The following is a 24643-nucleotide window of genomic DNA, read 5'->3' on the forward strand; positions in this document are numbered from 1 at the left end:
ACGGGGCGTACATACATCATACATCACTCATAAAGCTTCACCTGGTCGATGACTACGCCTTCATCAACTGCTGTAATTTTCACTACATGTTTTCCAGTTTTACCAACAGCATGTCTTGTTCTGCGAATGGCCTGATTGGTTAATACATTCTGCTTCCACTCTTCACTCCTTCCCTGTGTGGTATAGTCAATGGTTTGTACAGACCCATCATCGACTTGTATTGTGTAACGGATCGTTGTTCCTTCAACAGGATGATTGGGCGCTAATGCCAACACTACTTTTACTGAATCGCCGTTACTGGTAAACACGAAAGAAACAGCACTTCCTTTTGTTATACTGATTGCGCCACGCTGGTAACCCAATCCATGTGCCAATGGTTTATTACCGGTATAGGTTTTATAATCTGTTCCATTAAAAACAAACAATGGTTTTATTGTTTGTACCAATGGTTGATCCGTTGTTTGCTGAATTGCTTTATCATACACCGCCAGTTTTCTTGGCTTCATATCCATCATGTACTTCCACTTTCCATCAGCAAGACTGTTATACCTGTCGGTGAGAGCAGCAATGGTATCGTATGCAGCATCACTCAATGTCCATTCTGCTTTACCATGCCTTGCCAGTTGTGCATACAATAATTTCCTGTTGATCGCTGCTGCGCCTCTTACCGGGTATTCAATCAACTGGAACCAGCTATCCTGCTTTGTTGAAGAAATGCGTTTTGAAAGCTGCACTGTTTTCGCATCGATCACTGCATAGTCTTTCAAACGTTGGTTGATTTCTTCTTCAGTCCATGACAAGTCAGTTACAAGTTTGTATTTCGGATCGCTTTCTTCTGTTCTTGTGGCTCCCATAAATTCAGGCTTGCGGATATAAGCCAACCGATAATATTCATTCATCACCGCACCCATTTCTTTTGCATTTGCAGTTCCAAATTCTCTTGCCAGCCAATTCTGCAAATGCTGTTCTAATCCTTTTTGATTGTTGGCAATGGAATCAATACTCCATGCCATCTCTAAAAACAATTCGATTAAATATTCACCGGGTTTAATATCACCCACATTCACCACCCACATTTCTTTTGCTCCTTTTTCATAAGCCACACGCATTTGCGTATAGATCTGTGCCGGATGAGTGCTTGCCAGCCAGAGATAATCATGCGGCCGTCCCCAATAGGAAATATGATAGTACACACCGTTACCGCCTTTTTGAGTCCGTTCTTTTTCATTGGGAAAATGCCGGATATAACCATAGTTATCATCGCACCAAACCAATGTTACATCCTGCGGTACTTCAAAACCATAATCATAAATATCCTGCACTTCTTTGTAAGGAATAAATGCCTGCGGTACTTTTTCAATTGCAGGGTTAATATGCTTCACCAATAGTTGTCTTTGTTCTTTTACTGCTTTATCCATCACCTCTTTTTGCTCCTGCAGTGTATTTGCACCAAGCATTTTACTATCGTGTACTCCACGAATCCCCAATGTATAAAATGCGTTGAATCCTTTGCTTTGTATAACTCTGTCTTCCCAATAGCGGTAGATGGTATCATGATTGCTGATGAAATTAAACTCACCCATTGTTTTCTCCTTCCATTCATCCACATTATTACGCAACATGGGTTCTGCATGCGAACTGCCGATCACAATTGCATAATCGGTTGCCATTTGTGCATTGCCGGGATAGTGAAAAAAAGCTTTGGTTGAAGGATGCATGGCAGGCCAGATAAGGTTTGCCCGCAAGCGTAGTAGTAATTCAAAAATCTTTGCATAGGTATTCGGACCAATATCACCTGTTTCGGGTTCAAATGTTTTTGCAGCCCATGGTTGCAATCCCCAGTCTTCATCATTTAAAAAGATGCCACGATACTTTACAGAAGGAGCCGATGAAATATAGCTACCTGAAATAAACAGTTGCTTCTTTTTGTTTGGTACTGCATCGGCCCACCAAACCCAGGGCGAAACACCCAACAATTTCGATAAATGAAAAATACCATAAGCAGTTCCCCTTGGATCACTACCAACAATCACTAGTACCCCTCCGCCCCTAAATGGGGACTTAAGAGCCCGCTCTTTTGAGCTACTCGTAATAATCTGGATTGTAAAACATTCCCACTTGTTGCTGATTGTTGTTACATCAATCAATTTTTTTGCAATCAAATCATCAATGAGTTTTGACTGACCAATAGTACCGGCAACAATGCAGAATCCTTTTAAAGGAACTGTATGCAACACGGGCATCTGCTTTCCACTGATTAATTGAACATCGTTTGCAAAAGCATCCGCAGCAATGGTTACCACTTTTGCATCATGCTCATCGGTACAAATCGCAGCAACAGATGAAGGAGTGAATAAAGAGAAAGAAGAAGGCTTTTCAGAAATCGACAGTGTATTGGTTTGTGCCCTGCAAATAGTCACAAGAAAAAGCAGACAGCAGCAGAACAGGGGCTTGATCATCTTCAGCATACACAATCGTTTAAAACAGCATGTAAATTTAGCGTACTGGGGAGGTAAGCTATCCTGCTGTGTCCTGCAATAGAAACGGCCTGTTTTCCCCCTAATTTACAATGCCTGTGCTGCTGTTAACGATATATTCCGGCTTTTGACCATTCGCCGTTTTGATTTGTTCAAACTTCACCTGTTCTGCATCGTTGATGAGCACTTTACTGTTTGAAGGAAGCAGAATGTTGCTGAACAGCACATTCTTCAGCTTATGTGCCAGATCTTTAAACCCGTTGATATTGATCACCGGTTCTTTTACATCTGCCTGCGACAGATCGATATTCTTAAAAATAAAATTTTCAAAGGTTGGCGGTTCAGGTGCTGCTTCACCATCGTTATTGTAATTCAGTTTTGAGAAAATGGTGATCTTCAGCAATTGGCAATCCACCACTGTTACATTTTTTACATAACCACCCCGTTCTTTGGTTCCTTTTATCTGCAACCCGTTGATCAATGCACCGGCTTTACAATCCTGCACCAGTACATCACTTACGCCTCCGCTCATTTCGCTGCCAATGGAAATACCATGACCACGCTTGAAATCACAATCCGTTATCCGTACATTTTTTGTTGGCTTGCCTACATAAAATCCTTCCGGGTTTTTGCCCGATTTGATCGCAATACAATCATCTCCATTATCAAAGCTGCAATTGAAAATGTAGGAATCGGTTGAAGAATCCGGATCAATCCCATCGCTGTTGCGGATACCATAGGTAATGATCTTTAAGTCGTGACAGGTAATATTATCGCTGTAGATATAATGGATCGTCCAGCTTGGCGGTTCTGTTATGGTAAGGTTAGAAATACTTACATCCTGGCAATTGATCAGGCAAATCAATCTGCCACGGCTTCTCTCGCCTCCTGTTTTCCACATAGCATCACCCAACTTTCTTCCTCCGCCACTGATGGTGCCGCCACCTGTAATGCGAAGATTTTTTACATTGTAAGAACCATCACGGTTTAATGTACCGGCATTTAATAAACTGGCATAGGTTTTCAATTCCCATCCTTCAAACCGGTTTAAGATCATGGGCAGATAATCGTCGGGAGCTACAGACCCTTTGAGTATGGCTCCTTTTTCGATATACAGCGTCATATTACTTTTCAAAAACAATGCACCAGAAATAAATGTTCCCTTCGGAATATAAACAGTGCCACCTGTTGTGCAGGCATCAATGGCTTTTTGAATGGCAACGGTATTTACAACGATTGAATCGGCCTTTGCACCAAAGTCAACAATGTTATAAATCTTTCCTTTGGCTGCTGTTTTAAACTTCAGTGCAAACAGTGTTGTTTGTTTTGTTTGTTTCAACCGCAGCGAAACGGTATAAGCAACAGCAGGTTTCAAACCTGTGATGGTATAATTTGTTTTGGTAGTTGTGCCATGCAGTTTACCATTGAGCAGCAGTTCATACAGAACCGCCTCTTTTGCATATTGCTTATCCCACAACAACACCACCGAAGTTTCGGATAAGGTGCCGGGAGCAATCAACAGATTGTATCGGTTGGAAGGAGAAGCCGAAACCGCTAACACAAAACAAGAAAGAAGAATGACAGAAAGAAATCTTTTCATACAGCGTGCTTTAGCAATGGGATAAAAATAAGCGGGTTGGGAGAAAGGAACATCCTGTACTGTTACGGGAGAAAGAAAAAAACATACTAATTTCCTCGATCGACTAATGTTAGCCCCAAACAGATAAAAATAGGAGTCAAAAATTTTAGGTGATACGTTTTTTCTCAGCAACGTCTCCGCCTCGGGACGTTGCGTATTACGATGGTACTGCTGATGAATCTATAAATAACTGTTGATATTTTGATTTGCTGCTCATCAGAATTCCGTCAAGCCCAGCTTTTGCAAATACTTTTGTTGCCTGCTGTCCTTTCTTGTGCTTTTAGTTTTTCTGGAAAGTTTTTTTTAAGAGCCGTAATTCATTTATCAAATGATGAACTTTTGTACAAGGCTTTTGGTTTGCATAGTCTTCCCGTTCTTCCCATAATTTCTCGAGTCTTTCCGCATTTTCGATTGCAAAATCTAAATTGCCATACTTAGAAAGAATGTCTAACATTTCTTTACTATTTTTTGTATAAACAAAGGCTTTCCCCATTTTTTTAGATAGTTGTTCTTCTAACATCCTCTGATATTCAGTTCTTCTTATAGCAGTGTCAAAATAAATTAGATGAAGGAGATACCATAATTCAAAAGCTTCATTGCTCCATGCACACCCTATTTCTGGCTTAGATTGTTTACACCTGGTAATAGCAGTGTTAAATTGTTGTGCTTCAAAACTATCTCTGTCAAAAACGACCCAAGCTTTGTCTATTGGGCGACCAGTTTCTTCATGCCATTTCCCCATAAGTCGGATGGTTTCATCTAAAAGTGACTCTGTATTTCTGCCAGCACCTTCGATTTCGATATGGCATGCTGTTAGAACTCCTTTTGGTAAACGCTCTTTTATTGCTTCGAAATAATTAGGTTCTGTTTGCACTCCTTCGCATACTATTAAATAGAACTTCCTTTTCGTTCTTACATTTATTTTTCTTTTAGTGTTTACCCTAACTAGTCTCTTTTGTAAATGGTTAGGAATTTTTATTTTCCTTGCCATTAGTTTAAGAGTTTATGTAGGTTACCAATAAAAGGAATAGCTCCATATCTGCCTTGTATATAGTCCTTTTCAAATGAGCGGTCTTTTCTAATTTTCTTACCACCATCTTCTTTGTATTCTACTAATGAGTATAAATCTGAAGCTCCGTATACATCTTTTTCAACAAAATAGATTTGGTCTCTTCGATAATGTCCGTACTCAAAAAGATTCGTGTCGTGAGTTGCAAATATTAGCTGAGCATTAGTTTTGTTAAATTCAGTGGAATTAAAAAGTTTTGTAATCATTAATGTCATTAAGGGATGCAAACTAGCGTCTAGCTCATCAATAATTAATACTCCACCTTTTTTTAGAACATCAAATACGGGGCCTGAAATGTTAAATACTTTATTTGTTCCTGATGATTCCTGTCGCCTCATATCAAACTTTTCAAATGAAACAACTTCGTTATCGCTATTGTATTTTTTGTGAATTGTCTTTATATCAATTTTACTTTTCCCTTCAAAGTCTGATAAAAATTGTTTGGCAATTTCCTCATTAAAAACTTTAGTGATCTCTTTTGTGTCAAACGGCTTTTTCTCTAAATCTATTTCATCACATCCTAGGTTCAGTTTTTTATAAAAATCGAGCAGTTTTGGTTTTGTATTACCATCCTCCAACATCTTAAATGTTACGTTTTTATATCGTTCGTGTGATAATCCTGATATTGTTATAAAATTTGAAAACCATTTCATGATTTGTTTAGCTGTTGCTCCATTAAACTGGTCAATAACTGATAAAAACAAAGCATTGTCTCTAGTTTTTTCTTCTAAGTCTTTTGCTTCCTTAAAATTGGTAGAAACCTCAATACCATCTCCTTCTCTAATGAATAATGGCTTCTCAGTTTTTTTTCTTGCTTCAAAAAGCCATTCGGACTTAATAGAAATATTGTCTACTTCAAAGCCATAGCGGTATCTGATGTTATCTATCAGAAATAAAATTTCAAAAAAAGAAGGTTTGTCAGAAGTTTCAGTGCTTAGTAAAAATGGGGTTATTCCTAGTTCGTCGGTAGAAGATGCCTCAAAACTTTGCATTAATATCCTTCGCATTGTGCTCATAGCCTTAATAAAGTTACTTTTACCGCCAGCGTTTGCACCATATATTACTGCACCCCGAAGTAGTTGTAGTTTGTCAAGTTTTACAATGTTTGTGTCAATATGCTCCTTGATGGCAGCAGCTTCAAGACTTAGTGTCTTTTGCTTTTAAAGGATAAAAAATTCCCTATTGTGAATTCAAGTAACATAGCGTATAAGTTTAGAAACCGAGAAAAATTCTCAAATTTGAAGCAAAATAAGATAAAATAGCTATAAAGTGAGAAAAATTCACATAATTTAACCAATTGCTTGCTTTTTTGATTATGTGGGCTCTTCTCCTGCGCAGCAATCAAAATAAAATTGTCCGGGGTAAAGCGTGGAATTTGGGTTAGCTCTGGCTGTTCCGGTGGTTCACGGTTGCAGTTTCACTTGCTGGCGCTGGTCGATAGTAAATAAAAAGATCAACTTGTTTAAAAATAAAAATCAGTCTGTCTGGGAGCTGGCCTTAGCCCCGGATGGACGAATGTTAAATAGAATTGCTTCAGTACAAGTGTGCGACGCAACAGACGATCCCAATAGCAATGTCGCTGGTTACATAATACTTTCTTAACTGCCTTTACTTCGCTGTATACAGAGTACTAAACTCATATTTTCCCGAACCCACTTTCACTACCACATACTCTTTCTCCTTACCAACCACCTGTATCTCTTTTACAGATGAAAGCGGCTGCCCGTTTTCCAATACATCTGTTGCAGCAGCTGCAGGAATATAAATGGTGGCAGTTGTATTGGCCGGAACTAAAGCATGCAGGATCAATTTACCATCCTGTATTTTCCAGCCACTGCTTAGTTTGCCATACTGTGTTTCGTATGTTGCTGATGCATGTGTAAAGGTTCCGCCCACATGCGGCTGAATACGGATCTTCTTATAACCAACAGCATTATTGTCTGTATCCAAACCAACCATTACACGATACATCCAGTCGCCGATGGCACCGTATGCATAATGATTGAAAGAGTTCATGGTAACGGCCTGAAAATCGCCGTTGGTGCGGATGCCATCCCAACGTTCCCAGATTGTAGTAGCGCCTTTTGTTACAGGATACAACCAGGATGGATAGGTCTTTTGCAATAACAGGGTATACGCCACATCGGTATAACCATAACGACTCAACACATGACAGAGATAAGGTGTGCCGAGGAATCCTGTGGTTAAATGATTGCCGTATTGTTTGATGTTGTTCACCAAACGGTCGGCTGCCTGCTGACGCAATTCCTCCGGAAACAGATCGAACTGCAATGCCAGCACATAGGATGTTTGTGTGTTGCTCATGGTGGCGCCATTGGGCGTGGTATATTCTTTCAGAAATGCTTCTTTTATTTTTTTCAGCAAGGTTGTGTAAGCGGTTACATCATCCTTCTTTCCCAACTCTTTTGCTGCATTGATGAGCAATTGTGTGGAGTAGGCATAAAAGCATTGTGCAATTAAATATTTATTGGTGATGGCTGCTCTGCCGTCATTATCATCAGCCATGGTGTAAAACAGCCAGTCGCCAAAATGAAATCCTTTGTTCCATAAGTTATTCGAACTCTGGCTTTGCATATAACCTACCCATGCCTTCATACTTGCGTACTGATTTTCTAAAATGCGTTTATCGCCATACACCACATACATTTCCCATGGAATAATGGTACAAACATCGGCCCATCCGGTGCTGCCTGCTGAATTATCGCCTAAAATATTCGGGATGACGTAAGGAACACTGCCGGATTTTAACTGATCCAGTGCCACATCTTTCATCCACTTGGTATAAAAATTTTTTGAGCCTCTTAAAAATGATGCGGTATGGAAGAAAGCCTGTGCATCACCTGTCCAGCCCATACGTTCATCACGCTGCGGACAATCGGTTGGCACATCTAAAAAATTTCCTCTTAATCCCCATTCAATATTATGCTGGAGTTGATTGATGAGTGTATCAGATGAAGTGAAGCTTCCGGTTTGCTCCATATCAGAATACAAAGCAACCGCTGTAAAATCCTGAGGCTGCAAATCGCCGGTGATTCCTTCCACTTTTATATAACGGAAACCGAAAAAAGTAAAATGCGGTTCAAATATTTCTTCGCCGTTTCCTTTGAGTACATACACAGCCTGTGCTTTTGCGCCACGCAGATTATCGATATAAAAATTTCCGTTCTTGTCTAACACTTCAGCATGGGAAACAGTGATCTTATCTCCTGCTTTCCCTCTTACTTTTATCTGCACCCAGCCAACAAGGTTCTGTCCAAAGTCAATTACCTTTTCGCCTTTTGGCGTAGTAATAAGTTTTAAGGATGGAAATGTTTCATGCTTTTTGATGGGTTCGTTATAGGTTGCTACTAAAATATCTTTTGAAAAATTGGCGGTCTTCACTGCAGTCCAGTTTTGATCATCATAACCTGCAACTGTCCAACCATTCTTTTCCTGTCTTGCATCAACGATCTCACCCTGGTAAATACCATTTGAACGAATGGCGCCAGTTGAAGATTTCCAGCTTCCATCAGAAACAATAATTGCTGTTGTTCCATCAGCATAAACAAGTTCCAGTTGAAACAGCAGTGCAATATCTTTTCCGTAAATATTTCTTTTGTGATCGAAGGAGAAGTTACCACGATACCATCCATCCCCCAATGTAACAGCAATGGCGTTTGCTCCGCTTTTCAACAGATCAGTTACATCATAAGCCTGGTATTGTAAGCGTTTGTTATAACTCGTCCAGCCGGGAGTTAGATAAGCATCACCAACACGTTTGCCGTTGATCTGTGCTTCGTATAAACCATGTGCAGTAATATATGCAGTTGCTGATTTTATTTTTTTTGCCATTTGCAAATTCTTTGCGCATCAAAGGCGCTGCAAATACCTTGTCTTCGGTAAAGCCAGGCTCGATCCATTGTGCTTTCCAGTCTGTTGGCTGCAGTAAACCCATTTGCCAAAACGCAACTGCACTCCATGCAGATGCTTTTCCATTATTGTCCCATACACGTACCTGCCAGTAATATTTTTTACCCGATGCTAATGCAGCGCCTTTGTACGGAACATGAATTGATTGATCGGAAGTAATCTTTCCACTCTTCCAGATTCCTTCACCTTTTACTAAAGCCGCCGGAAATTCACCGACTCTTATTTCATAAGCAGACTGCATTGTATTGCGTTGATCAGAAATTAACTGCCAGCTGAAATAAGGTTGCAGTACATCAAGCCCGATGGGGTTGTTTAAGTTTTCTGTACGGAGATGATCCAGTTTTACCTGTGCAGGAACAGATAACAGGATGCACTGAAAACTGAGCAGAAGGAAGATAAATTCTTTCATATGACCATGTTGAGTTCGTGTGATTAATCAACTTTCAATACCAAAATTCCATGTTTGGTATAGTGAATGCGGTTAAAACAAATTTCTACAGCAATTTCAAACTAAACATTCACATCTGCAAGGAATTACTGAACGCTGATAATATTTGCTTCACCGGTTTTTATATTTAATGTCCATTGTTTCGGCTTGAGAAGCCAAAGTTTACCTTCTCCAATTTCCAGCGGCATCCATAAATAACGGGAATCCCATTGTGTTTTTGGTTTCCAGATATCCGCCATAAATATCACCGTTGTTGATTTTGTTCCAACCACTTTAATCATCATGGTAGATTGAGAGCCGTATGTTTTAGTTTCCGGCTGCGCAATATCTTTAAATTCAGACCATGGCCCTGACAATGATTTTGCAGTTGCAAACTTATTCGGATTAGGGTTCCAGCCAGTTAAAGCAGAGCCAATTGCATAATAAAGGCCTTCATAATGCACAATAGCACCTCCTTCAAGAGGCGCCTGTATAAAAGCAACTTCCTTTTCTACATCGAGGTAATCTTCGGAAAGTTGTGCGATGTAAAACCCTTTCGTTGGCCGGCTTTCAAATACAAGATAGGCTGATCCGTCATCATCGATGAACTGCCCGATATCCCTGCTCTCTTTGCCCAGTGGCCGAAAACTACGAACATACTTAAACGGCCCTTCCGGTTTATTACTAACGGCAATCGCCACCCTTGCCATTTTATAGGAATGCCCGCTTTCACCATTGCCCGGTCCATCCAGGTGAAAATACATGACATACTTCTTCGTCTTTTTATTGTAATACACTTTAGGACGTTCAAGCACCCAATGTTTTCCTGCACTGTCATGTTCTGACAATTTTAAAGCATCGCCTGTAAATTTCCAGTTAACGAGATCTGCAGAAGAATAACAGCTGACGTAGCGGAAATTCGAATCCAGTCCCTGCCTGCGCTCTTCTCCATACCAGTAATACGTATTTTTTATTTTGATGATTCCACCACCATGTGCCTGGATATGATTACCATCCTTATCCGGCCATACTTCACCCGGGCGAATAATGTTTTGGTTTTGTGCAAACAAACTGCTGAACAGCATCGCTAAGAAAAACGTAAGGACCTGTCGCTTAAATAAAATGTACTTCATGTTGTATAAATTATTTTAGTATAAAAGTTTGTTCTGCCTGTTTCAATCCTGCTGCTGTAACTTTCAATTTTACAGTTCCTGCAGTTTGTGCTGAACGTAAAATGGCCATGGCAAAACCTTTGTACAATACTTTTTTATTGCCGCTAAATAAATCATCGCTGGAATGGTCGCCATTATCCACTGCAATTAAGCTGGCTGCGCCACTCACTTCAAAAGTAATTTCTCCGGTTGCAGTTGGTACTTTATTTCCTTTGCTGTCAACAGCATAAACTTTTACATATTGAAGATCCATGCCGTCAGCTTTCCAGGTTGCATTCTCCGTTTCTATTTTTAATGCAACAGCTTTTCCCGTTGTTTCTATTACATGGCGTGCTACTTCCTTACCATTGGTTCGGGCTATGGCAACTAATTTTCCGGCTTTGTAGGGTACCGCCGGCCAGTATATCATATTGCGTTTGTACACATCGGTTGTATTGTTTTTTTGTACACCAACAGATTTTCCATTTACCAGCAACTCTACCTCATCAGCATTGGTAAACGTGAACAGTTTTTGAGTGCTTCCTGTTGCTCTGTTCCAATGTGATGAAAGCGGTAAATGACCTACTGTAATATCGTTCCACTCTATATTTTCTTTTTCACTGTCTACCACACTTATGTATACCAAAGGTTCTTCTTTAAAGGCTGTTTTTACAAGGTAAGCCTGTGGCAAAGGCTCCATTGCATGATTAAAAAAAGAGTAGTTCCATCCTTTTTTGGGCCAGCCGTTGGACTCACCCCAATACTCAATTGCACCCCAATAAGCAAGGCCCACCATTCTATCTCTGTTCATTCCGAAAAAGGGAGCTAACAACTCATTGGTAGTAGCTTCGCTTTGGTAAATGTTCATGTTGGGTGCATGTTTCAAATAATCTGCATAGTTATACCAACGGTAATTAAAACTTGCTACGTCGGTAACAGTAGCCAACTCTGGCGGCAGAATGTTCGTATTAAACCCTTCATCGCTTTTGCCGACAGCGCCTGCCCGTGCCGGAAACATGGCCACGGTTGTTTTTCTTGTAGTGTCGTAACGCCTCGCCAGCACATTCATCATGTGATAGGTAGTTACTCCCCAATCTCCGGTTTGATAACCAGCCAAATCTTCCCGCATTTGTAATTCATTGCCAAAACTCCACATAATTACCGATGGATGGTTTCTGTCTCTCTTAATCCATTCGGTAAGATTTTCAGGCCACAATTCGGTCCAGGGTTTTCGCCCTGCCCAATAATCTTTATTGCTCCATTTATCGTACAATTCATCTACTATTAATATGCCTTTTTCATCGGCCAAACGTAAAAAAGCTTCGGAGTAAGGATTGTGCGAAGTGCGGATATGATTAAATCCAAAGGCTTTCAACTGATCCATCATTCTTGCAATGGATGTTTCATAAGCAGCAGCGCCAACAGCGCCCAAGTCGTGATGATTGGCAATGCCTTTTAGAAAAACTTTTTTGCCGTTGAGTTTAAAGCCATATTCTTTATTAAACTCAATCGTTCGAATGCCAAATTTTTCACTCAACTGATCTACTATTTTTCCATCTATACTTAAAGTAACAATTGCGGTGTACAGGTTTGGTGTTTCGCATGACCATAGCTGTGGGTTAGCCACTGCAATAGCAGGCAACGGAACTTCAACGGCTTTTAATTTATTACGTTGGGGAGCAGCAATTTTAGAGCTTGCCATTTGTTTGCCATCCGGAGAAATGATGGTTGTGCTTATTTCTACATTTACACTTTTATTCCTGATGCCTTCTATTTCTACCTGTACATTTACCGTTGCATTTTTGTCAGATACGTTGGGTGTGGTAATGTATATTCCATGACGTGCAATTGAGATACTGTCTTTTACAAGCAAATGCACATCACGGAAAAGCCCTCCGCCTGTGTACCAGCGGGAGTTTCCTTTGGCGCCGGTAGATGCCCGTACTGCTACTATATTTTCTGAACCATACTTAATAAGCTTTGTGATATCAGCTTCAAAACCCAAATAACCATAATCGGTGCCGCCAACTTTTTCGCCATTGAGCCAAACATCACCTATCAGCATCAACCCTTCAAAGTCCAGTAAAACAGTTTTGCCCTTCCATGACTCATCTGCTTTAAAAACTTTACGATACCAACCTGTACCCATTGCCTTAAAACCTCTGGCACCACCTGCTGACTTATCCCAAGGTTGATTCATTTGAAAATCATGTGGCAAATCCAGCAGTTGCCATTCACTATCATCAAAAGCCAGGTTTTGTGCATTTGACATTTCACCAGCTTTGAACTTCCAACCAAAATTAAAAAGCTGGTTTACTCTTACATTCTCTTTACTGCTTTGTGCAAAAACAAATGTGCTGCAACAAATAGCAATAATAATTGACACAATTCTCAACGTCTTCATTTTTTTCATTTAAAAGCCTTTATTATTTTCTAAACATTTTTAAGCCAATGAGTATTTATAAATACTCTCATTCTATATTAAAAACTATAATTTCTTAAACTTAAACTCACTAAACTTTACTTCACCTTCTCCATAAGCAAACAACCCCGGAAGAATACTTATGAAGTCATATAATGTGTTGTGATGATAGCCGGATATATCTCTTGCCCAGCCTTCCTTCTTCCAGTTGATGCCATCATCACTATAATAAGCAGTCATTATTTGGTCGATGTTTTTGATCTTCAACCATAATTGTGTTTTTCCCCGTCCGACTGGGTCAACCGGACGGGCTTTTGCGCCGCCCTTGCTTTTATAGCTCCCTTTCTCCAACCAAGTCTTTCCTTATTGTCGAAGCCGGTACCAACATAAAAATCGCTGTTATAAAAAAGCATCAGCCCTGCAGTGGCAGTGGAGTCTTTATTAATTTTCACACTAAACTCATAATTGTGTGCGCCTGCAATAAAAAGCAGTGGAGCAGATTCATGCGGTGTTTTGCCCTGCGCTTTTAATGTAAGAATACCATTGTTAACCAAAAAACGACTTGTATCAAATTGCTTATAAAAACGCCAATCGAGCCCAATGCGAAATTTATTTAATTGAGCCAGGCGGTCAGCAGTTAAAGAAGATTTGATTGGTTTCAGCAAAGGCTTTTCTATTGTTGTACCTGTTGGTGCTTTTAGCCACCCATCACTTGTTACTTCTACCGGCTCAAGTAATGTTTGTCTGCCCAAACCATAAAATCCATTTTCATAGGCATGATATACGATCCACCATTTTCCATCGGGTGCATCAATTAATGAACCATGGCCTTTCGACCACCATCTTTCTGATTTGTTGTAGGTATGTATTAAAGGATTATCAGGAGCATTCTCCCATGGGCCATTAACAGATTTTGAACGGGCAACAACTACCATGTGAGATGTTGGCGGGCCGGCTGTTCCTCCCTGTGCACTCAACATATAATAGTAGCTGCCAATTTTTTTAAGCTTGGGTCCTTCCAATGCCTTGCCTTCTGTATCCCACTCTTCGGGATATTTCCACCCTTCATATATTTTCTCTAAAGAACCAATTGTTGATAGACCGTCTGCTGAAAGTTTTATTCTATGTCCGCCACTTAAAAATAACCATCGCTGTCCCGTTTCATCTGCAATATGACAAGGGTCAATCCAGCCAACTTTTAAATCAACAGGATTACTCCATGGCCCATAAGGACTGGAAGAGGTGACAACGAAATTTCCCTTGTTAGCTACGGTGAAGTATATGTAGAATTTATCCCCATATTTTAAAATATCGGGTGCCCAGCCAGAACCAAGATAAGAAGTAACAGCAAAACTGATAGCTTCCCAATTAATTAAGTCAGTTGAATGAAAGACTGTTAATCCGGGCACATAATCAAAGGAAGAATGCACCATATAATAATCATTCCCATCTCTCATCATACTTGGATCGGGATAATCACCAGCAAGTATGGGATTAAGAAAGGTATTATTGCTTACAGGTTTGCTTTGTGCAGTTGTATAAACAGGCAAAAACACAAGCATCAACTTAAAGAAATATTTTACTGCTGACTTCATGATTTTAATTCTATTCTTCTCTATTCCGTAACAACTATTTTCTCAACTGAAACAACAGTCCCTTTACTCCCTGAAAGCCTTCCCGACTTTTCTTTCCACCACCATTTTTCACCTAATACTGTAACAGTAACTGTGTAAGTGTCTTTCTTCAACACAGGACTTAAAAACTTCAACAATACTGTTGGATATTTTGAATACAGATCGATTGATGAAGTAAGAACTGTTTTGCCTTTACTGTTACGAATGATAATACCTGCGTAGCCGCCATTTGGTCTTGCAAGTCCATATATAGCAATCTGCTTCCCTTTTGCAGTAAAAGAAAATGAAGCATCTTTTTCATCTGAGCTTTTTACAGTTAATGTATCCTGTTTCCAATCTCCTGAATAAATTATTTGATTATCTGTTGCTTCAATTGTTTTTCCTTTTACAGTTGCTGTAGAAACAACACCTGTCTTTTGATCAATCTTCCATGCTTCTTTGAATTCAGGTAATGAAACAGTATAACCTGAAACAATTAACGGCTGCCAAACATAAGTTGCAGCAGATGCCTGTTTTGGAAACGACCAGCGGTCGCCCATGAACATGAAGGTTGTTTCTTTTGTTCCTTCAATGGGTAAAACAAATGTTGTCTGTGAGTTCCAGGTGAGTGTGCCTTGTGGTGCAAAGAATCCTCTTTTTGTCCAGGGACCTTTGAGTGAAGTTGCGGTAAAATAATAATTGTCGTTTCGCTCCCAACCTGTAAGATCAGAACCTAAGAAATAATACAAACTGTCTTTATGAAACATTGCAGGAGATTCAAACCCACGTTCAAATGCTTTGTTTATTTGTTCACTGATGCTTTTGTAATCGTCATTCAGCTTATAAATATCACCACCATGCAGCAATACATAACCACTGCCGTCTTTATCCTGAAAAGTACCCATATCCCATTTCTTTATCGGCTTGCCATTAAATAACAATGGCCCGTGAAAAGTATAAGGGCCTGTAATATTTTTTGCAGTTGCATAGCCCACAAACTGATCTACATAACCCAATGTATCTGCATGCATGTACATGATGTATTCACCTGTTGAAGGACACTTCATTACTTTGCAACGTTCACCAACACGTTTTGGCCCCAGCTTACCGCTTTGCTGTTGAGGCAAGGCGATGCGTTCAAATTTCCAGTTGTATAAATCAACAGATGAATAACAGTTGAAACCAGCAAATGCATTGCTTGTATCGTCGTGACGTTCCCCAAACAAATAAGACTTAACATTCTCCTTTACAATATTTGAACCATGTGCACTTACTGAATTTCTCTTCTCATCAAACCAGGGAACGCCGGAGTAAATAGCATCATTCTTCTTTTGTGTAAACGCAGAAATACTGCTTGTGAGCAGAATAAAAAATAATATTGATTTGAAAACACTGCTCATTACCCGTTTAAAATTGTTTCAATCTTCGTTAATTCTTCTGCTGTAAACTCCAGGTTTTTTAAACAGTCAACTGAATCAAGCAACTGAGCTGAACTGCTGGCACCGATCAATACAGAAGTTACACGTTCATCTTTTAATAACCAGGCCAATGCCATTTGCGCCAATGACTGATTGCGTTCTGTTGCAATTGCGTTCAGCGCTCTTACTTTCGTCAACACTTCTTCGGTGATCTGTTCCTGTTTCAGGAACACTCCTTTTGTTGCTCTTGAACCTTCAGGAATACCTTTGAGATATTTATTCGTTAACAGGCCCTGGGCCAATGGAGAAAAAGGAATACAACCAACCCCGTTTGCTTCAAGTACATTCAACAATCCATCTTTCTCCACCCATCTTTCAAACATGGAATATTTGGGTTGTTGAATTAAACAGGGCGTGCCCAATTGTTTTAATATTTCAAATGCTTTTGCTGCTTCTGCACTTTTATAATTTGAGATTCCAACATATAATGCTTTTCCCTGGCGAACAATTAAATCTAATGCTGCCATCGTTTCTTCCAACGGTGTATTTGGGTCGGGACGATGATGATAAAATATATCAACATAATCCAGCTGCATACGTTTTAAACTCTGGTTCAAACTTGCAACCAGGTTTTTCTTACTTCCCCATTCGCCATAAGGCCCGGGCCACATATAATAACCTGCTTTGGTAGAGATGATCAATTCATCACGGTAAGCAGCAAAATCTTCTTTTAAAATTTTTCCGAAATTGATTTCAGCACTGCCGGGCGACGGGCCATAATTATTAGCAAGATCAAAATGTGTAATGCCGCAATCAAATGCTGTGTGTAAGGTTTTACGATATACTGCTTCATCATCCACATCGCCGAAGTTGTGCCATAAACCTAATGAAAGTGCAGATAACTGAATACCACTTTTTCCGCAGCGGCGGTATTGCATTTGCTGATAACGTTGTTCGTTTGCTGAGTATGCCATTTCTATAAGATTATTTCAGCGTGAAAGTTAAGGCATCATCTAATCTGTTGCTGATCTGTTTCTGCACAGTTGTGCACTTACTTTGCATCTGTCTTTTTAGTGAGATCAAACGGCAAACCGTTCACTGTTACTTTTTCGAATTTTATCCCGGTATAGTTTGTTTTTAGCGTAGCAGCTTCTGCAGTTGCCTTTATATTGCTGAACAGAATATTGGAAACAGTATCAGCCGGGTTACCTTCCATTGTGCCAATCGTTTTGCATTCCACATTGATATTGGAGAAGCTGATGTTGCGAACGATTGCAAATGGTTTTTCTTTACTGCCACCCATATCATAAAACTGTGTCCATGGTGCCATGCTGATAATGGTTCCGCATTTACCGGTGATATTTTCAATGCGTACGTTTTCATAAACCTGGTAGGTATCAGGTCGCATTTTCAAACGCAGGATCGATGTGTTGTGTTCCATCTTACAATTACGCATGGTAATGTTACGGGCATGTATACTTTCGCTGCCAAATGTTAAGGTACCATGCGATTCGCCAAACACACAGTCTTCAATTAAGATATCTTCCACTATACCATTCTCTCCCCGCAAATGTGCATCAGGGCCCTTGCCTCCTTTAATGCAAACAGCATCATCATTCACAGAGATATAACATTTCCGGATCGTTACTTTTTTACAAACATCAATATCAATACCATCAGTACTTGGAGCCTTTACCGGTTTAAACGGCGAACGGATATCACAGTTTTCAATCAGCACATTCGTACACTGATATAAATGTGTTGTCCAGAAACCGGAGTTATGCAGCTTTACGTTTTGAATGGTTACGTTGTTACAACCCCAGATAAACAGCAAACGTGGACGATGTACTTCGAGATTGGTGGCAGAACGACCAACTTTTTTTACTGAGTCACGGTAAAACCAAAAATATTCCCAGTAACGAAGTCCGTTACCATCAATCGTACCCGTTCCTGTTATTTTGAAACTATCTACATGGTAGACATTGATGAGTGCTGCGTAATAATAGATGCTTCTGCCTTCCATGCGTGAAGGGATCAATGGATAATTATCAATATTATCCGAACCTTTCAGCTTTGCACCTTCCTGCAACAATAATTTTGTTTTTGGTTTGAAGAACAATGCACCGGTGAGATAAACGCCTTTGGGAATAACAATTGTGCCGCCGCCATTTGCTTCGGCTTTGTCAATTACGTTTTGAATGGCAACGGTGTTGAGCTTTGTACTGTCTGCACTCACTCCATGATCAGTGATAACATAGTTCTGCGATGCTGCTCTTAAAACAACAGTAACGAAACATAGAAACAACAATAGTTTTTTCATATTCAAACTTTTTCTCAATATCATTTGAGATGATGAATTCTTTTTTTTGATTACTTCACTATCACCACTCCCCTGGGTGCTTTAATTACGCTGCTTACTTTTCCATCAGCTGCTTTTGTATGTTTTACATAAAGTACACCCATAGGAGTGGGAAAAGTGCCTTCAGCGAAATGCAGATCGCCAAGCTGTGGTGATATCTTTATCTTTTTGCAACCGGGTTCAAGTACCTGTATGCCCAATACATGTTCCGACAACCATGCTGTTGGGCCTGCTGACCAACCATGACACAGGCTTCTTCTTACACCGATGTAACAATAATCGCCGGTACTCCAGTGATAATCTTTTTTTCCAGAAGGAACAACATCATCTATCGGCGCTGAGCCTTCTGCTTCTTTCAGATCAAACTCTTCCCAAAATGTAGTTGCACCCATATCAAGCATACCGCCCCAGAAGCTGCGTATATTATTTAATGCCCCTTTGTAATCACCTGCCTTAGCCTGTGCCTGCAACATATAATATCCAAAAAATGCTGAAAAATTTTCAGCGCCTCCCACTGCTATAACATCTTTGTTTGTCTTTACCGCATCTGTTATACCAGCCAATGTAAGCAACGAAGCCGCTTCTTTTGAACCGGCAGGGTCAGGAGCATACTTGCGCATCTTAGCTGCAATGCCCAGGTATTCTTTTGCCTTTGTCTCTTCGCCCAGTACTTTACACAATGCTGCTCCTTTTTCAAATGCGATTACCATCATACCCTGCAAACCTGCATGCACTGCTTCCTTGTTACGGGATGATGGCCAGTTGAGAAAACGGAAGCCGATATTTTGCAACTGCTCAGATCCTTTTTCATCTACATATTTTGCAAACAATTCCAGTAGCGGAAGCAGGTAGCTTTTTTGTTCCTGGAGGTAACTCAGTTTACCATGATATTGGTACCAGTCGTGCTGCATAATGATCCACCATAAAGAATAGGATGGAATACCATTCATGAATTTTGGAAGTGCTGTGTTGTCACGCAAAAAGTCCAGGCTTTTGGGCAACACTTCCTGGTAGCCAAATACGGTGTTGATGACCATTAATTCAGGATGCATATCGCCTGCCCATACCATACGATCACGTTTAATACCATCGTACAAATATTCCTGCATATTCAGATGAACCGTATAGGCTCCTGTTTCCCATATTTTATTAAGACGATCATCATTGCATTTAAAAGAACCGAGGTAAGGTATATCACGAAATACAGCAATGGCCCTTACTTCCTTTAATACTACAAATGCATCTTTATCAAGCAGATCAATACGAACAAAACGAAAACCACTGTTGCCCACTTCAGTAGTACCATAACCTGGTAACGTCAATTCAAAATCACGCATAGCATGATGGTTGGTGGCACCGCCATCCTTACCACTTGTACCATCACCGGTAACAGTGCTGAAGGTTTCACTTACAGATTCGCCAAACCGGATACGGATCTTACGGGTAACACGGTTACTTTGTGAAGTGGTGATTTGCAAACCACCCATGATCTCTTTACCAAAATCGAGTATTATACTGGCTGTATCATTTCCTTTATTGGTAAGCCTGCAAACAGGTTGTGAACCAAAAAAAGCCTGGCCAGTTCCTTTCTGCAACAGCACTTCTGATCTTTGTACTAACGAATCATTTGACTTCCACACAATTCTTTGCGGCGAAAGCAGGACACGTTTCATAGGATCAACAGATGCACCTGCAATTATTTCTTTTGAAAAGGCTGGCGGATATTGTGTAAATCCTTTGTTGCAAAGAAAGCAAAGGAAAAATGCGGCCGTAATAAATACCTTTTTCATTATTATTATAATTTAAAAATGAGAGGCTCATCCCTGTCACAAACAATTTCTCCCCGTCCGACCGGGTCATCCGGGCGGGCGTTTATATATTTTAATTCTGCTACCTGTATCACACTTCGTTTATCATCGAAGGAACCTCTTGCTGCAGGATTTGCTTTACTTCTTCCGGGATGGGTAAAGTAATACACAAAAGCACGACCATTACTTACTACTACATCACAGTGTCCGCCAATTGCCTGGTCGTCTTTTCCTTTGCCCGGTTCTTCCAATATTCGTTTGGGTTGTTTCTTCCATGTCAACAAATCATCAGAAGAATACACTTCCATTCCTTTCCATGCATCAACGATCATAAAATATTTTCCCTGCCAGAAAAATGTTTTCGGCCCTTCACCTCTTGCTGCAATGGCTTTTCCTTTATCTACCCAGTTGTATAAGTCTTTGCTGTCGGCATAATAAATACTCTTGCCATCTTTTTCATTATTGTACCACATGCGGAAAGTAGTATCGTTGATCTTATACACAGATGCATCAATTACCTTCTCGTTACTAAGTTTTAGTGTGGAATGATAGTTCCAGTTCTTTAAATCTTTACTCGTCAAATGCACAATAACTCTTGGATGATTCCAGTCTTTGAATGTTCCGGGTACGTAAGTGAGATACATGTGGTAGGTTCCCTTGTGCTCAATCACATCAGGCGCCCAATGTGTGTAGCCAGCATCAGGGCGATAATTAATATTGGCTGTATCAACGTACTTCCAGTTGATGCCGTCTTTACTTTCTGCAATACCGATTCTTGTTCCATGCACCCACTGTACAGTTGAATCCTGTATTGATGCTCTGCGGTTGGTGTACAACATCCACCATTTCTTTACCTGTTTGTTATAAATGATTACAGGATCTGCTGCACCATGATAAACAGGATCGTCGAATAATGGCTTTGGCACAGCAGACTTCTGTGCAACAGCTGCATTCACTAAAATTGAAAGAATAAGTATGATTGCTGTTTTCTTCATTTTATTCAAACACAATCACAAATCCATCATTCGGATTTACGCTGATTGCTTTTCTTTCACCCTGCTTTACAGGATAATTTTCTGTAACAGTTTCACCCCTTTCATTTGTACGAAAGATTGTTCCTGTTTTACCTGCAGCAATCCTTGAGACATCAACTGGTATTTGCTTTTGCACAGTGTCTCCATTAATCGCTGCCACATACCATTTCTTTCCTGCTCTTCTTGCCACTGCATAAAATTTACCGGGATAACCATCAATGAATTTTACTTCATCCCATGCTACCGGTACTGTTTGCATATATTCTTTAACAGCAGCAGGCATCTTCGCCATCCCATCAGGCCCTTCTACATAGTGCTGAATGCCAGATAAAAAAATAACTGAAGTTGCCAGTTCAAATGCACTGCTTGTTTTCCTGTTGATGCGGGGAATTTTATACAGACTTACAGGAGTGAAATCCATTGGATCAAACGCATTGCGTGCAAAGGCGCTCATCACCATATGCGGCGCTGCAAGATCTGCATCTTTCTGACCGAAGGTGATCATTTCATAACCATACACTGCTTCGGTAGTCATTAAGTTGGGATAGGTTCTCTGCCAGCCTCTTGGCAATGTGGCTCCATGAAAATTTACCAGTAAGTGATAGGTTGCAGCATCTTCTAAAATATCCTGGTAGTAATTGATCATTGACTGACCATCGCCTGCAAAGAAATCTGTTTTAATTCCTTTGATACCCATTTTCTGCAGCACTGCAAATTCTTTGATCCTGCTTTCATGTGTCAGCATTTTATCTTTTGGAGTATACTTCACGGTATTCCACGCTCCTGCTGAATTATACCACAACAGCAATCCTACTTTTTTTGTTGTTGCATAATCTGCCAGTTCTTTTATTTTATCATAACCGATCTTCCTGTCCCAGTCAGCATCAATCAAACAATACTCCCAGTGCATGTCGGCTGCATAATCAATGTATTTTTTCTGTTCAGCATACACGATATAATCATCCTTGCTCATGATCCAGCTCCAGGATGCTCTTCCGGGTTTAATAAATTCAGCATCGATTCTTTTCGCAGGAAAAGCAAGATCAGTTCCCAATGTAGATTCTGCAATTGTTTTTAAACTTCCAATTGCAATAATGCGCCAGGGCATTTGCCAAGGCAGGGTTGATTGAGGAAACAAAGCACCATTGGTAAACTTTTCTGCTTCCTGAGGAAAATTAATTTTGTATTCGTTGTTTTCTGAAAACTGCTGTAAGGCAGTACCACAATAGGTTCTTCCCAATGCAGCTTCCGTAATCAGCATCCATGTATTTTTATAATGAAACATGGCCGGATAGATCCACCCGTTTTTTCCGGGTGCAGGTGTTCCTGTTTTAATATCCATCATGTAATGGGCTTCATAAGATGGATTGCTGTGCTCCCATCCGCTTTGCGCTTCTGTCTTAGGCTGCAACCATGCTTTTGTTCCTTCATAAAAATGAAAACTGGTGGCTTCCTGTTTTATTTTTTTGATATCGGTTGATGTTTCAGTAAACTCATATCGAAACGCAACACCATCATTTGACACCTGGAACACAATATTCATTTTATTGCCTTCCTTATTTTTTACAGTAATTACTTTTCTGTTGGCAGAATAATTAATGGAAGATTTTTTCGCAGTAAGAATTCTGTAGTTGTCTTTAATGAGCAGTTGATCCGAAACAGTTACCCATTGCATAGCCATTGAAAAATCTGCATCTTCTCTCACAATACCCAACGAGGAGTTTTGCAGAACAGCTACATTGAGATACCTGATATTATAAACCAGCTGCTGATCTTTATTCAGCAATACTTCTGCTGCAATTTTATTATCCGGACTTTTAATGATGGTACTTTTTTGAGCAATACTGCTGTTAAGCATTGATACACTGCAAATCACTGTCAAAAGAAAATTCAAGTTCTTCATTGTTGTATCTCTTAAAATTTATAATCGTTCCGTTTAATCCTTATACGTTCTCTTTAACCATTCTTCCGGCACAGGAATAATACAAATATTCATTGATCTGTTATCGGCTGAAAGCATGGCTGACTGAATTTGAATCTTTGTTCCATCCGGACTCATGGTAGGATGCGGATGATCGCCTGCAGTTGTTTTATGACCTGTTGATAATAAAATCATTTCACCTGTATGTCTGTCGATCAGATAAATATTTCTTGCAAAGTCATCTCCCACTGCCCATCTTCCATCAGACGAACCGCTTACATGCCAAAGTCCACTTCCACTTTTTGTTTGTCCGGCAATGACCATTTCTCTTGTACGAAGATTGACAATACCCAACCCTGTTGGTTTTTCTCTTGTGCCAGATGGACCCCAAGCAGCTTCCTGTCCGGGATTAGCACCGCCCACTGCTGTTCCTTCTGCAGTTGTTTTCGCTGTACCCGGAATTTTCCTGTGACCCATAATCGCAATAGCCACTTCATCTTTTGATATCACAGCTTCATGTGTTACCCATTCATATTCTGATTCAGGGTACAAAGGACGAAGACCGGTACCATCACTCATCACTGTCCATGTACGTTGTGGTGATTTACCGCCAGTTTCCCAGCAGAAAACAATTTCACCAGCCCCCCATGGATTGGTTTGTATATGACCTATTTGAAATGGAACTGATATCACATATTTTATTTCCCCTGTATGAATATTCATTCCTGCAATACCTGATGGACCGGCTCCCATATTTCTCGGGCCAAAGTTTTTTTCAAGTGCCGTACCCGGTGCCAAATGTTTTGCTGCTTCCTGCAAACCTACACGAAAGTAAGCCCAGTCTTCATCACCATCCAATGCCATATCACCACCGGCACCCAATTCTTTTGGAGTAGTACCACAAACACGTTGATAAGCATCTGCTTTTTTTAAGGTCCCTGCTTTACTGTCGGCAAATAATTTTTCAAGATTTACTTCTATGATCTGTACAGGTCTTTGTACACGGCGGCGGGCAGTATCACCCGGTGTAACAGGAATTGTATCTGTCCTTTCATTGCGCATGAAATACAGCTTCATTGATTTTCTTGCAACGTTCAGCATACCTGTGTAACTGCCTTCTGTTACCTGTACAATATCCCCGGTTTTTTCATTCACCGCCATTGCCTCACCTCTTACCCTGTTTGAACGGAAGATCAACCATTGCCCATCAGATGTCCATTGATTATGTGTTTGATAAATTTTTGCATCACCGTTTTGCGTACTCGTTAAAAAAGTAAGCATAGTTCCTGTAACAGGATCCTTTACCATTTTTTCTCTGAAGGAAAGCGTTTACCGATCTGCGCATTAATTTGGCATGAAAAGGCAGGCATTTTAC

The 24643-nt window shown here is 40.2% G+C and carries 11 protein-coding genes and 4 pseudogenes; all 15 read right to left on the bottom strand.

The features are described 5' to 3' along the window. Positions 1 to 23: 23 nt before the first annotated feature. Positions 24 to 2468, bottom strand: a complete 2445-nt coding sequence (locus IPK31_21805; GenBank protein ID MBK8090312.1) for a glycosyl hydrolase 115 family protein — start codon at positions 2466 to 2468, stop codon at positions 24 to 26. A gap of 91 nt (positions 2469 to 2559) precedes the next feature. Then, the gene (locus IPK31_21810; GenBank protein ID MBK8090313.1) at positions 2560 to 4077 is read right to left on the bottom strand and encodes a glycoside hydrolase family 28 protein; all 1518 of its coding nucleotides are present in this window, start codon (positions 4075 to 4077) and stop codon (positions 2560 to 2562) included. Positions 4078 to 4396: 319 nt separating this feature from the next. Next, the gene (locus IPK31_21815; protein MBK8090314.1) at positions 4397 to 5107 is read right to left on the bottom strand and encodes an RloB domain-containing protein; all 711 of its coding nucleotides are present in this window, start codon (positions 5105 to 5107) and stop codon (positions 4397 to 4399) included. Further along, positions 5107 to 6386, bottom strand: a pseudogene (locus tag IPK31_21820) (ATP-binding protein). The gene IPK31_21815 and the pseudogene IPK31_21820 overlap by 1 nt, the downstream one beginning before the upstream one ends. 407 nt (positions 6387 to 6793) lie before the next feature. Then, positions 6794 to 9524: pseudogene (locus tag IPK31_21825) on the bottom strand (family 78 glycoside hydrolase catalytic domain). A gap of 125 nt (positions 9525 to 9649) precedes the next feature. Beyond that, positions 9650 to 10675 carry a family 43 glycosylhydrolase gene (locus IPK31_21830; protein ID MBK8090315.1) on the bottom strand — a complete coding sequence of 342 codons (1026 nt, stop codon included), beginning with the start codon at positions 10673 to 10675 and terminating at the stop codon, positions 9650 to 9652. Positions 10676 to 10685: 10 nt separating this feature from the next. Beyond that, positions 10686 to 13106, bottom strand: a complete 2421-nt coding sequence (locus IPK31_21835) for a DUF4982 domain-containing protein (protein ID MBK8090316.1) — start codon at positions 13104 to 13106, stop codon at positions 10686 to 10688. 75 nt (positions 13107 to 13181) lie between these two features. Continuing rightward, a pseudogene (locus IPK31_21840) lies at positions 13182 to 14677 on the bottom strand (family 43 glycosylhydrolase). Between the two features lie 53 nt (positions 14678 to 14730). After that, entirely contained in the window at positions 14731 to 16128 is a 1398-nt protein-coding gene (locus IPK31_21845) for a family 43 glycosylhydrolase (GenBank protein ID MBK8090317.1), read from the bottom strand. Next, positions 16128 to 17120, bottom strand: coding sequence for an L-glyceraldehyde 3-phosphate reductase (gene mgrA / locus IPK31_21850; protein MBK8090318.1), 993 nt, complete (start codon positions 17118 to 17120; stop codon positions 16128 to 16130). Before mgrA ends, IPK31_21845 begins: the two co-directional genes overlap by 1 nt. A 77-nt stretch (positions 17121 to 17197) precedes the next feature. Beyond that, positions 17198 to 18466 carry a right-handed parallel beta-helix repeat-containing protein gene (locus IPK31_21855; protein MBK8090319.1) on the bottom strand — a complete coding sequence of 423 codons (1269 nt, stop codon included), beginning with the start codon at positions 18464 to 18466 and terminating at the stop codon, positions 17198 to 17200. Positions 18467 to 18516: 50 nt separating this feature from the next. Beyond that, on the bottom strand, positions 18517 to 20295 hold the full coding sequence (locus tag IPK31_21860; protein ID MBK8090320.1) for an alpha-L-rhamnosidase: 1779 nt from the start codon (positions 20293 to 20295) through the stop codon (positions 18517 to 18519). Between the two features lie 5 nt (positions 20296 to 20300). Next, entirely contained in the window at positions 20301 to 21308 is a 1008-nt protein-coding gene (locus IPK31_21865) for a family 43 glycosylhydrolase (GenBank protein ID MBK8090321.1), read from the bottom strand. A 1-nt stretch (position 21309) separates the two neighbouring features. Then, positions 21310 to 23250 (bottom strand): glycoside hydrolase family 97 catalytic domain-containing protein, encoded by a 1941-nt coding sequence (locus IPK31_21870; protein MBK8090322.1) that lies wholly within the window; start codon positions 23248 to 23250, stop codon positions 21310 to 21312. 33 nt (positions 23251 to 23283) lie between these two features. After that, positions 23284 to 24638: pseudogene (locus IPK31_21875) on the bottom strand (hypothetical protein). Between the last annotated feature and the right edge of the window lie 5 nt (positions 24639 to 24643).

Source organism: Chitinophagaceae bacterium (genome assembly GCA_016713085.1).
Classification (GTDB): domain Bacteria; phylum Bacteroidota; class Bacteroidia; order Chitinophagales; family Chitinophagaceae; genus Lacibacter.